Annotated in this window: 11 protein-coding genes; 8 read left to right on the forward strand and 3 right to left on the reverse strand. The window is 40.6% G+C overall.

The genetic code is table 11. From position 1 onward, the window contains the following. Window positions 1-3: 3 nt before the first annotated feature. Entirely contained in the window at window positions 4-759 is a 756-nt protein-coding gene (locus ACLPIE_RS08820) for a uroporphyrinogen-III synthase (protein WP_430261206.1), read from the reverse strand. Further along, window positions 756-1,700, reverse strand: coding sequence for a hydroxymethylbilane synthase (hemC, locus tag ACLPIE_RS08825; RefSeq protein ID WP_430261208.1), 945 nt, complete (start codon window positions 1,698-1,700; stop codon window positions 756-758). The genes ACLPIE_RS08820 and hemC overlap by 4 nt, the downstream gene beginning before the upstream one ends. A 588-nt stretch (window positions 1,701-2,288) precedes the next feature. Between hemC and ACLPIE_RS08830 the strand changes: the two genes are divergently transcribed. Then, window positions 2,289-4,862, forward strand: a complete 2,574-nt coding sequence (locus tag ACLPIE_RS08830) for a class I adenylate cyclase (RefSeq protein ID WP_430261209.1) — start codon at window positions 2,289-2,291, stop codon at window positions 4,860-4,862. A 35-nt stretch (window positions 4,863-4,897) separates the two neighbouring features. Here the strand turns inward: ACLPIE_RS08830 and cyaY are convergent, their stop codons facing one another. Further along, window positions 4,898-5,215, reverse strand: a complete 318-nt coding sequence (cyaY, locus tag ACLPIE_RS08835; protein WP_430261211.1) for an iron donor protein CyaY — start codon at window positions 5,213-5,215, stop codon at window positions 4,898-4,900. A 232-nt stretch (window positions 5,216-5,447) separates the two neighbouring features. Between cyaY and lptM the strand changes: the two genes are divergently transcribed. The 7 genes from lptM (at window position 5,448) to ACLPIE_RS08870 (ending at window position 12,269) form a co-directional block, all read left to right on the forward strand. Next, window positions 5,448-5,630, forward strand: coding sequence for an LPS translocon maturation chaperone LptM (gene lptM / locus ACLPIE_RS08840; protein ID WP_430261213.1), 183 nt, complete (start codon window positions 5,448-5,450; stop codon window positions 5,628-5,630). Window positions 5,631-5,654: 24 nt separating this feature from the next. Further along, window positions 5,655-6,479 (forward strand): diaminopimelate epimerase, encoded by an 825-nt coding sequence (gene dapF / locus ACLPIE_RS08845; RefSeq protein ID WP_430261215.1) that lies wholly within the window; start codon window positions 5,655-5,657, stop codon window positions 6,477-6,479. A 24-nt stretch (window positions 6,480-6,503) separates the two neighbouring features. Next, window positions 6,504-7,208 carry a DUF484 family protein gene (locus ACLPIE_RS08850; RefSeq protein WP_430261216.1) on the forward strand — a complete coding sequence of 235 codons (705 nt, stop codon included), beginning with the start codon at window positions 6,504-6,506 and terminating at the stop codon, window positions 7,206-7,208. Then, the gene (gene xerC, locus ACLPIE_RS08855) at window positions 7,190-8,119 is read left to right on the forward strand and encodes a tyrosine recombinase XerC (RefSeq protein WP_430261218.1); all 930 of its coding nucleotides are present in this window, start codon (window positions 7,190-7,192) and stop codon (window positions 8,117-8,119) included. Before ACLPIE_RS08850 ends, xerC begins: the two co-directional genes overlap by 19 nt. After that, entirely contained in the window at window positions 8,119-8,835 is a 717-nt protein-coding gene (yigB, locus tag ACLPIE_RS08860) for a 5-amino-6-(5-phospho-D-ribitylamino)uracil phosphatase YigB (RefSeq protein WP_430261219.1), read from the forward strand. The genes xerC and yigB overlap by 1 nt, the downstream gene beginning before the upstream one ends. A gap of 218 nt (window positions 8,836-9,053) precedes the next feature. Further along, complete coding sequence (gene uvrD, locus ACLPIE_RS08865) at window positions 9,054-11,216, forward strand: DNA helicase II (RefSeq protein WP_430261221.1); 2,163 nt, start codon at window positions 9,054-9,056, stop codon at window positions 11,214-11,216. A gap of 216 nt (window positions 11,217-11,432) precedes the next feature. Beyond that, complete coding sequence (locus ACLPIE_RS08870) at window positions 11,433-12,269, forward strand: hypothetical protein (RefSeq protein WP_430261223.1); 837 nt, start codon at window positions 11,433-11,435, stop codon at window positions 12,267-12,269. Window positions 12,270-12,822: the final 553 nt, after the last annotated feature.

The raw sequence follows: 12,822 nt of genomic DNA on the forward strand, positions 1-12,822 counted from the left end.
AAATTAGCATCCCATATCGGTTGAAATTAATGCTTCCAATAAAGCATTATTATCTGCGCTATTAGCTACACAGATCTTCTGCCATCCGCTTTTGCGGGCGTGATCTGCAATCCGTTCACTGACAACGAGCAGGCGGCGGGAAAACCACCAAGTTTGATACTCTTCAGTGATTAATTCTTCTAGTAAGGCTAACATTTGACCACTGGTGATCACAATGTCCGTAATTGCTGCTTGGAACCATTGATGATTGAACAGGGCTTTATCATATTGAATAGGATGCCTTGCATAGCATTCACAATAGTTAACTTTGGCACCTCTTGCTCTTAGTGTCGAGGCAAGAAGTTCTCTACCTCCATTTCCCCGTAATAGTAGTGCCTGTTTTCCTTCAAGAAATTGGAGGTCAGGATGTGTCAGTAACACTTCACTGGTTTCTCCTTGCTCAGACCAACGTATCGATTTTCCGGTGGTCTCCTGAAAAAACTGCCCCGTGGAACGACCAATACCAAAGTAAGATAGCTTATCTGACCAGCTACGTCCCGTTTGTTCAAGCGTTAAATTTGCATATTCGACCGCATTTTTAGACAAAAGAAATACTAAATCGTTTGCATTGAGACTATTAATTTGAGAAATAAGGGTGTTTAACTGTGAGCCTGGCTCAATACGAATTAAAGGGGAAGAAAAAGCATTTTCTCCCTTAGCAATGATGGCTGTTACCAGCTCTGAACCCGCAGGCTCAGGGCGTGTGACAAGAACTCTCATGCAGGCGGATTTCCTTTATAGACTTCCGCTAAAATTTCTCTAGCGCCGTTCTTAAGTAACTCTTCTGCGAGTGATACACCCGCTTGACTTGCTTCACTAGGCGATACAAGCCGCTCACCTCGAATAATAATGCTACCATCTGGTGCGCCAACGAGTGCTCGTAGCCATATTTTATCGTTTTGCCAAATCGCATAGCTACCGATTGGAACTTGGCATCCACCTTCTAAACGCATGTTCATTGCACGTTCAGCAAGCACGCAAATAGATGTTAGGTCATTATTCAATTTAGCAAGTAGCTCGCGAGTTTTACTGTCATTCAAACGACATTCGATGCCTACAGCACCTTGACCAACAGCAGGGAGACATTGCTCAGGCGCAAGGGCGGTACGTATACGATCTTCTAAACCTAAACGCTTTAATCCTGCCACGGCTAAGATAATGGCGTCATATTCACCATTATCGAGTTTCGATAACCGTGTTCCCACATTACCGCGTAGATCGCGAATGACTAAGTCAGGGCGAAGCTCTCTTAATTGGCATTGACGACGTAAGCTGGATGTCCCAACGATACTGCCTTGTGGTAATGCATCAAGACTTTCATAGTGGTTTGAAACAAAAGCATCTCGTGGGTCTTCACGTTCACATATGGTGACGAGCCCAAGACCTTCAGGAAACTCGACAGGGACATCTTTCATGGAATGAACTGCGATGTCTGCACGTCCTTCTAATAAAGCCAGTTCAAGTTCTTTAACAAATAAGCCTTTACCACCGACTTTTGCCAGAGGCGTATCAAGGATAACATCGCCCTTGGTGACCATTGGAACCAGTTCAACTTGTAGGTCTGGATGTAGCTGCTCTAATTTGCCTTTGACAAAATGTGCCTGCCATAAGGCGAGGGGGCTTTTACGCGTTGCAATACGCACGATATTTGTTGTTATCATTTTACTATTTTCTCTGGCGAAAATTGCCGCAGATTAACCATACAATTGGCCTTAGTTTTAACATGTTAAGGATATTTTTTCCAGTTGGCCACAAAATCACCATTTGGATTATTTGTAACAGGTTTATATTTAGGTTAATGATGCAAGAAAGTGGTGCAAAATAAGATGACCTAAAATAGTAATTAGGTAAGTTTTTTAGCTTATCGTGCTGTTTATAACATGAAACTGTTCGCATTTTCATAAATTGGTGTTGAAGCGTGCAAGCATAGATGCGGTGGGGATTGTATTTAGTGTTATTTTGAATTGTGGGCTGAGTAACCAATTTATCTAAAAAGGATTATTCCATTGAAAAACAAGGGATATTCTCCTGTATTAAAAAATAAAAAGTCTTTTTATACAATACGTTGAAAAGCATTTTGTATCAAAAACAAGCGCGTAAAATTATGTGATCTACTTTACCCTTTTGTTGCAAGGTGTTAAATTGATCACGTTTCCGACAATCCATTTGAATATTATTTAAAATCCATCTCTATCTGTTGGGTGCTGGGATATTTCCAGATTTGTATTAAATTCAGTCAGGGCACAACCTTGTATCTCTATATTGAAACCTTAAAGCAAAGACTTGATGCGATAAACCAGTTACGGTTAGAGCGCGCAACAGCTTCTATGAGTGAAACCTTTTCTAAGGTTTATAGTTTGCTGCCTGTCTTGTTTCATTATCATCACCCTATGATGCCTGGTTTTATTGAAGGTAACGTACCTCATGGTGTTTGTTTTTTCTCACCTGATGCAGAACAAATGAAGTGGTTGGAACAATTTGAACGTTTTTTGCCTATTGAAACTACCGCGAATGGTGAGTTACCTATTACAGGTATTTATTCGATGGGGAGTACGTCTTCTGTTGGGCAAAGCCAATGCTCAGATATTGATGTATGGGTTTGTCACCCTTCTTGGTTGGATCACGAAGAAAAACGATTCTTGCAAAAGAAATGCACACTGATTGAACAGTGGGCGGCTTCTTTAGGCATTGATGTTACCGTTTTTTTAATCGACGAAAACCGTTTTCGTCATCATGCAAGTGGTCATCTTGGCGGGGAAAACTGTGGTTCAACACAGCATATTTTACTACTTGATGAGTTTTATCGTACAGCAGTACGTATGGCAGGCAAACGTATGCTATGGACTATGGTGCCTGTTGAAGAAGAACAACATTACGATGAATATGTAATGGGGTTATATGCACAAGGTGTATTAACGCCTAATGAGTGGCTTGATTTAGGTGGGTTAAGTGAGCTTTCAGCGGCAGAATACTTTGGTGCCAGTTTATGGCAACTGTATAAAAGCGTTGACTCTCCTTATAAAGCCGTATTAAAGAGTATTTTACTCGAATCATATTCGTGGGATTATCCCCATGGTAAGCTGCTGGCAATGGAGTTTAAACGCCATTTACACGCAGGTGAAATTGTTTGTTACGGGCTAGATTCCTACTGTTTAATGTTAGAGCGTGTTACGCGTTATCTTACTGAGATCAATGATCTAACTCGCCTTGACCTTATTCGTCGTTGTTTTTACCTTAAAGTGTGTGAAAAACTTTCTGAAGCAGATGGTAATAACTGCTCAGGTTGGCGTCGTGATGTATTGGCTCAACTCGTAGAGTCTTGGGGTTGGGGTGGAGAACGTTTAGCTCTGCTAGACACGCGTAATCAGTGGAAAATTGAGCGTGTACGTGAAGCGCACAATGAGCTCCTTGATACGATGATGCAAAGTTATCGTAACTTAATTCGTTTTGCGCGTCGGAATAATTTAAGTGTTAGTGCAAGCCCACAAGATATTGGGGTATTAACCCGTAAATTATACGCAGCTTTTGAGGCGCTACCGGGTAAAGTGACATTGGTCAACCCACAGATTTCACCTGACCTAAGTGAATCACACTTAACCTTTATCTATGTGCCTGCAGGGCGGGCTAATCGCAGTGGTTGGTATTTATATAACCAAGCACCTAATATTGATGCGATTATTGGTCATCAACCTCTTGAGTATAATCGCTATTTAAACAAATTAGTGGCGTGGGCATATTTTAATGGGTTACTGACAGAAACGACCCAAGTTTATATGCATAATGGCCAGTCACAGTGCGATGAAAGAAAATTATTAGAACTGATGCATGATGTCTCTAGCCATTTCCCCATCAGGTTACCGGCTCCAACACCAAAAGCATTGTATAGCCCTTGTGAAATCCGTCACCTTGCAATTATAGTCAACTTAGAAAAAGACCCAACACAGGTTTATTCTGAGCAAGTGGTTCATGTGGATTTTAGAAAATTGGATATTTTCAGTTTTGGCGAATCGCAACAATGTCTTATCGGTAGTATTGATTTACTGTATCGTAACTCATGGAATGAAGTAAGAACCTTACATTTCAGTGGCGAGCAGTGCATGTTAGAAGCGCTAAAAACGATTTTAGGTAAGATGCATCAAGATGCAGCACCTCCAGAGGCCGTAGAAGTCTTTTGCTATAGTGAGCACCTACGAGGGCTTATACGGACTCGTGTGCAGCAATTAGTGTCTGAATGTGTTGAATTACGCCTATCAAGCAACCGCCATGATCCAGGTCGATTTAAAGCATTACGTATCGCAGGACAAACATGGGGATTGTTCTTTGAACGCTTAAACGTATCCGTGCAAAAGTTGGAAAATGCGGTTGAGTTCTATGGTGCAATTTCCCATAACAAGCTGCATGGTTGGCCGGTAAAACTGCAAGCAAAAAGTGAGAAGCATTTACCTGCGGTTGTTGACGGATATGCGAGCGAAGGCATTGTGCAGTTTTTCTTTGAAAATACACCCGACAATACTGGTTTTAATATCTATGTATTAGACGAGGCTAATCGAGTAGAAATTTACTCTGATTGTGAAGGCTCGAAAGAAGATTTGGTACGGGATGTTAGTAAGTTCTATTCATCTTCTCACGACCGTTTTACTTACGGTGCGAATTTTATCAATTTTAATTTGCCTCAGTTTTATCAAATCATTAATCATAATGGTAAAAACCAAGTTGTTGCATTTTCTGGTGCGACATGGCCATTTACGGCTGAAGATGATGGTGAGGGAGACCATGATATGTCTTTAAGCCAATCAGGGCGTCACCAAGCGCATTATTACTGATAGCTGGCAGTTTTTGGCTACCAACTATCATTAGCTTAGAACGAAAACGGCTCTTGGCTTTGGAAAGAAATAGCTTGTGCTAGTTGGTGTTTAAATTCATGACCTGAACGGTCACAAATCCAATTTCCTTGTTTATAATCATAATGATATCCACCTTGTTTGGTTGCTAGCCAAATTTGGTGAAAGGCCTCTTGTTTATTAATGATGATTTTGCTGCCATCTTCAAAGCTCAGTGTCATTACGCCACCATTGATTTCACAATCAATATCTGCGTCACCGTCATAATTATCTAAATGCTCTTCAATCGAGCCCAGTAGCGTTTCTGCTAACTGGTGAAATTCGCTGTCATTCACGGTTAACTTCCTGTTTGCTCACGATAAGTTAATTAAAATTATGATTACTTGAAATTATAGGGGGGAAAGCAGATTAGGGCAATCCACGAGGAAAATTCCAAAATTTTCAGATTAAATTTAGCCTAGAGTATATAATATGAACATGCTTGATAAACAGACGTGATTTGCTAAGTCACTCCTGTTATTGTGTAAAATATCAGATGTCAAAAGTTAGTATTACAGGCGAAAAAGAATGAAAAAAAGTTTAGTTGGGCTAAGCGCACTTATTATGTTATTTACCCTTTCCGGCTGTGGGTTAAAAGGCCCCCTTTATTTTCCACCAGAAGATAAAGCTGCACCTACTCAGGCATCTGATGTGCAAACAGAATCTCAAAGCAACTCTGAGCAAGAGTCTGCACAGACAACCAATAATTAGTCAGTTGCCGCTATGGAGCGTGAAATGCAATTCTCTAAAATGCATGGCTTAGGCAATGATTTCATGGTTGTCGATGGCGTAACTCAGAATGTCTACTTTTCTCCTGAAATGATTTGCCGTCTAGCAGATAGGCATACAGGGGTTGGTTTTGATCAATTATTATTAGTTGAAGCCCCTTACGATCCTGACCTTGATTTTCACTACCGCATTTTTAATGCAGATGGCAGCGAAGTGTCACAGTGTGGCAATGGCGCACGTTGTTTTGCGCGTTTCGTAAAACTTAAAGGGCTAACGAATAAGCAAAAAATTAAAGTGAGTACGCAATCGGGGCGCATGACTTTAACCATAAACGAAAATGATGATGTTTGCGTTAATATGGGAGAACCGCATTTTGAGCCACAGAGAATCCCATTTCGCGCTATTAAAGAAGAAAAAACGTATATAATTCGAGCCCAAGAACGTACAGTGTTATGTGGTGTGGTTTCAATGGGTAATCCACATTGTGTCATCCAAGTCGAAAGCATTCACACCGCAGAGGTTGAAGTTTTAGGACCTGCCTTAGAAAGTCATGAGCGATTTCCTGAGCGGGCTAATATCGGTTTTATGGAAATCGTGGGGGCAGATCATATCCGTCTGCGTGTCTACGAGCGAGGCGCAGGAGAAACTCAAGCTTGTGGTAGTGGGGCATGTGCTGCCGTCGCTATTGGCATCACTCAAGGGTTACTGGCAAAACGCGTACGTGTGGATTTACCGGGGGGATCATTAGAGATTTCTTGGGAGGGGCCTGGTTCACCGTTGTATATGACGGGCCCTGCAACTCATGTTTACGACGGAGTCATCCAACTTTAGTCTTGAATGTTCGAAGAGGGATATATGGATAAAACCGAGAGAGCAACCGAACACGCTAATCCCATTGATGAGCGCGATGTGGTGCAATACTTACAGGAAAATCCTTACTTTTTTCTTCGCAATCCGCTATTAGTTGAGCAACTAAAAATTCCCCATGCTGTGCAGGAAGCCATTTCATTGCCTGAAGTTGTGATGAACCGACAACGATTAAAAATCAAAGAATTAGAGCAAGATATTCGATTCATGGTAGAACAAGCTCATGAAAATGTTGTTCTTTTTGATGAGTTGTTGTTGCTTGTTATTGATATGTCATCAGCAAAAAGCTTACAAGGCATGTTGTTAGCGTTGAACCGCTGGGCAAAAAAACTTGGTTTATCAGGCGCTTCTGTACGTTTGTTTAGTGACAGCTGGCGGTTATCTGCGCCTTTAGATGCACATCAGCTTGTTATTTCACGTCGTGTTTTTGAGTCTGTAAGAATTCAGAAATTTGGTGATAAGCGTAACTACCTCGGGCGCTTAAATGGTCCTGAGATCCAATTACTGTTACCCGAATCACTCAATGTGGGGTCCGTGGCAATTTCCTTATTTGGTCATCATGGAGAGTCTGGGATGGTGATTTTTACTAGCCGAGATCGTGAACATTATCAACATGGCATGGGAACCGTCATGTTGGAAAAAGTGGCTCAAATTTTACCGAGGTTACTATGCCAATGGATAGAACGCCTGTAGTTTCTCAGCCTGAAGGGCTGATGACCCACATTGAAGCTTTCCTTCGTTATCTGCGCGTCGAGCGCAGACTAAGCCCTGTGACTATTGCTAATTACCGCCATCAATTGAGTGTAATTGTTGAGATGCTAAGTTCTCTCCATATCCATGAGTGGCAAAAGGTTGATGTGGCTATGGTGCGTAATATTGCAGCGAAGAGCCGGAAGTCAGGGCTGCAAGCAGCAAGTATGGCATTACGATTGTCATCACTAAGAAGTTTTTGTGATTGGATGGTACTTCAAGGCAACTTGCCTGCAAACCCAGCTAAAGCTATTCAAGCGCCAAAAGCGAAAAAACGCCTCCCCAAAAATATGGATGTTGATGAAGTCTCTCAATTATTAAATATGGACAGCGGTGACCCGCTCGTGGTGCGTGATCGTACCATGTTAGAGGTCATGTATGGTGCTGGGTTGCGTTTATCTGAACTAGTTGGGCTTGATGTACGTCATCTAGATTTAAATACAGGTGAAGTGTGGGTGATGGGAAAAGGCAGTAAAGAACGTAAAATCCCAATGGGAAAAACGGCAGTAAGTTGGCTACAACGTTGGCTAGAGATGCGTGAGCTATACGAACCGGAAGATGATGCTGTTTTTATCTCAACTCAAAGTGGTAAACGAATTTCGAATCGAAATGTGCAAAAACGTTTTGAACAATGGGGGATTAAACAAGGGGTTAATAGCCACATTAATCCTCATAAATTACGCCACTCTTTTGCGACACATATCCTTGAATCAAGTGGTAATTTACGTGGGGTGCAAGAACTTCTAGGTCATGCGAACTTATCAACAACACAAATCTACACGCACCTTGATTTTCAGCACCTAGCAAACGTCTATGATGTGGCTCATCCGAGAGCAAAGAGGGAGAAACCCTAATGCATTTTTACCGTCCACTATCACCAGTTATGGCGATTACGTTTGATTTGGATGATACGCTTTACGACAATCATCCTGTTATTGATAAAACGGAAGAGGAAGTTTTACGTTTCGTACGTGAATATGACCCACAGTTTAATCACTTTGATAATGATGACCTCTATACTTTTCGTCGATTAGTTGAAGAGCAAGAGCCTGATATTTGCCATGATATCTCTCGTTGGCGCTGGCTTTCGTCTAAGATGATGTTTTGCCATTATGGTTATTCCAAAGAAAGAGCAGAGCAAGGTGCAAATGATGTTATGACGCACTTTACTTATTGGCGTAATAAAATAGATATACCGGAATCGACACACCAAACGCTTGCTAAATTAGCTGAAAAATTACCGCTAGTTGCCATTACAAATGGCAATGCTGAACCGAAAGCATGTGGACTCGGGCAATATTTTCAGTTTGTCCTAAAAGCGGGCCCTGATGGGCGTTCAAAACCATTTTGTGATATGTACCGCTTAGCAGCGCAGCGTTTAAACATTGAGCCTCAATTTATTTTACATGTCGGCGATAACCTTCAAACAGATGTTGAGGGGGCAATCAAAAGCGGTATGCAAGCCTGCTGGATCAATCCAGAGCACAAAACACTGATGGAAGAGAAAGATGTACGTTTATTGCCACATGTTGAAATTTCTCAGTTGGCTTCTCTCTTATCATTGGTATAATCATTTTTCTGTATAAAAACACAGTGGTGTTAGCCACTGCCAGACTGCTGACAAGCATATTATGTTTGTCAGCAGGCCTAATTGGTTTTGAAAATAAACCAGAAAAATCAATTTATTGATTTTTATCTGATAACACAAAGTGGGAAAACCACGCTTTTATCCCGCTTTGTCAACAACCTCACAGTGGTTTTCGCTACTGTTTTGCTTTGATGGTAACTATGGACGTCTCTTATCTGCTTGAAGGTCTTAATGACAAACAGCGCGAAGCGGTTGCCGCACCGCGTACCAATTTACTTGTACTTGCGGGTGCAGGAAGTGGTAAAACACGTGTACTGGTGCATCGAATCGCATGGTTGATGGCGGTCGAAAACGCATCCCCATTTTCTATTATGGCCGTGACATTTACCAACAAAGCGGCGGCGGAGATGCGCCATAGAATTAATCAATTGATTGGCTCTAGTGAAGGTGGAATGTGGATTGGAACATTCCATGGATTGGCACATCGTTTATTACGCCAACACTATATGGATGCCAATCTACCGCAAGATTTTCAAATTCTCGATAGTGATGACCAATACCGTCTGATTCGTCGTTTACTTAAGGCAATGAATTTAGATGAAAAACAATGGCCTCCACGCCAAGGTATGTGGTACATCAACGGTAAAAAAGATGAGGGCTTAAGGCCTCAACATATTGAAAGCTATGGCAACCCAGTGGAAGCCACATGGTTGAAAGTGTACCAAGCCTACCAAGAGGCTTGTGACCGTGCAGGCTTAGTCGATTTTGCTGAATTATTGTTACGCGCCCATGAACTGTGGCTGAATAAGCCCCATGTCTTGCAGCATTACCGTGAGCGTTTTACCAATATTTTAGTGGATGAATTTCAAGATACAAACAGCATTCAGTACGCATGGGTCCGCGTATTAGCAGGGGAAACAGGGAAAGTGATGATTGTTGGAGACGACGACCAATCAATCTACGGCTGGCGTGGCGCTCAGGTGGAAAATATCCAACGTTTCCTCAACGATTTTCCCGGTGCAGAAACGATCCGTCTTGAACAGAACTACCGTTCAACCAACAACATATTAAAAGCCGCAAACGCCTTAATTGCCAACAATAGCGATCGTTTAGGTAAAAATTTATGGACGGAGGGTGGCGATGGCGAGCCGATTTCCCTTTACTGTGCGTTTAATGAGCTAGATGAAGCGCGTTATGTTGTTGGTCGTATCAAACAATGGCATGAAAATGGCGGTGCTCTACAAGACTGTGCCATGTTGTACCGTAGCAACGCACAGTCTCGTGTATTGGAAGAGGCGCTTATTCAAGGGGCTATGCCTTATCGTATCTATGGTGGGCAACGTTTCTTTGAACGCCAAGAGATTAAAGATGCGCTTTCTTATTTAAGGCTGATAGCAAACCGTAATGACGATGCTTCTTTCGAACGAGTGGTCAATACACCAACCCGTGGGATTGGTGATCGAACATTGGATACGGTTCGCCAAACAGCGCGGGATCAGCAACTGACATTATGGGAAAGTTGTGAGTACTTACTTCGCGAGCAAGTATTGGGCGGAAGGGCTGCGGCCGCAATTGAACGTTTCTTAGAATTAATCGATGCATTAGCCAAAGAAACCCAAGAGATGCCATTGCATGTTCAAGCGGATAGAGTGATTAATGACTCGGGCTTGCGTGCAATGTATGAGCAAGAAAAAGGTGAAAAAGCCCAAGCGCGTATTGAAAACTTGGAAGAGTTAGTCAACGCGACCCGCGACTTTAGCTATCAAGATGAAGACCAAGATTTAATGCCATTACAGGCCTTTTTATCTCACGCTGCGCTGGAATCAGGCGAAAGCCAAGCCGATGTTAGCCAAGATGCCGTGCAATTGATGACTTTGCATTCAGCAAAAGGATTGGAATTCCCAGTTGTATTCATCGTGGGAATGGAAGAAGGGATGTTCCCAAGTCAAATGTCGATGGATGAAAGCGGTCGTCTCGAAGAAGAACGTCGCTTAGCTTATGTCGGGATCACGCGTGCAATGGAAAAACTGACCATCACTTACGCAGAAAGTCGTCGATTGTATGGTAAAGAAGTATATCATCGCCCATCGCGCTTCATTGGTGAGCTGCCAGTAGAATGTGTTGAGGAAGTACGTTTGAGAGCACAAGTTTCGAGGCCAGTTAGTCATCAGCGCCTAGGAACACCAATTAGCCAAAATGATTCAGGTTATGCATTAGGGCAAAGAGTGATGCATCCTAAATTTGGTGAAGGCACCATTATTAACTTGGAAGGAAGTGGTGAACACTGCCGTTTGCAAATTGCTTTTCAAGGTCAAGGAATTAAGTGGCTGGTAGCATCTTATGCGAAGTTGGAAAATATATAGTTGTAAATTTGATTTTTAATTATTAATTACCTTCCTATTTATTAATATTTCAGGAAGGTAATTGATCTGTATTTAATAATTTAATAAGTATATATAATATATTGTTTTAATTATTTTACTTTTACCATATAAATTAAAAAGTAGTCATCTTCGTCTCTGTGTAATAATATTCATCCTGATTTCAAACATGACCATTAAAATAAGGATAGTATTAATATGGATATGAAACTTCGTGATTCTAAATTAGATGTAATCGTCAAAGGAATGGAGTCTGAATATGAAAAAATAAAAGTTTTATTTGAAAAGACCAAAGTTTCCAAAGCGGCTGCGGTAAAAAAAATTCAAGAGGTAAGTGTTGGGCTGGTGGATAACAAATATAAAAATATTATGGAGAAAAAATTAGATAAGATTTTTGACTCAATCAGTCATGAATCTTCAAAATCAATGAAAAGAATAAAAAAACTAGGTAAAGTGCTAGATTATAATAAAGAAAATGCAGGCGATGTGAGGTTCAAACTGGACTATGAAGGCTTATCACTTCAATCATTAGAATTTTTACAATCACCATTAGAAAGTAATTTAAAAAATGTGTCGGCAGAAAAATATGAATTTAACAATATAGCCTTTGAAAACTTTCAAGGGTTAAGAGGTCGTATATTTAACTCAATAGCACAATATAATCGTGATAATCAGAACCTAACAAATGCAATAAATAGATTTTTAAAATTATCGCATGAAGCAGAGATGCATGTTACTCAGTTAAAAGTAGATGCTCTTCAATCATTAAAAGTAGAAGCACTGGAAAAATTAGAACCAAAGAGAAGCCTACAGAGGGCATCTGTTATTGAAACTAAAGGAAATTATGTAGTCGAGTCATTAAAACCTGAAATTAATGTCTCATTAGATCAGAATTTATATTCTCTTGGAAACCAAATGTCAGCATTTCCAAGCAAGGATAGCTCTAGTCTAAAAGTGTCGAATCTCGGGGGTAAAAAACAGTCTACTTGTGAAATATGTGCCGTTAATAATTTTATCAATCCTTGCTGGAGTTAATACAGCGGCAATATTCTATATGGGTTGTACCATATTGCTACTTTTTTAGGTAAAGGTAGATAAGATAAGGAGTAACCTTCTCGTTCTAATGATGCAGAGTACTGGTAAGAGACTCTTTTTAATAATAATATATTTTATATTACTAATGAATAGAATTATCTTATCGAAAGGTCAATTTGTGAGCTTAATATTTAGAGTTTTTTACCGAAGATAGTTAGATAACCAATAAGCTCAGCATTATATTGATGCTGGGCTTATTGGTTTTGGTATTACTCATGATAATAATTAACCAGTGCTAATTTTATTTTATATAAATTTCAAGGCTAATTACTTGTAGATATAATGTTTGGATATATTGTATAAATTATTTTTAGATGTTATGTGGTATTTGTACTGGATATATATACTATGTGAGGGAGTTGATATGAATATTTTAATGAATCAAGGAGTCGTTTGTCGTAATAGGTGCCTAAGTAAAGTAATCAAATTTGACACAAGCGGACTTGATAAAATTGATGCAGCCACAGGGGAATGCAATTGAAAATTTCAAATA

This window comes from Providencia sp. Me31A (assembly GCF_050487165.1).
In the GTDB taxonomy this organism is placed as follows: Bacteria; Pseudomonadota; Gammaproteobacteria; order Enterobacterales; family Enterobacteriaceae; genus Providencia.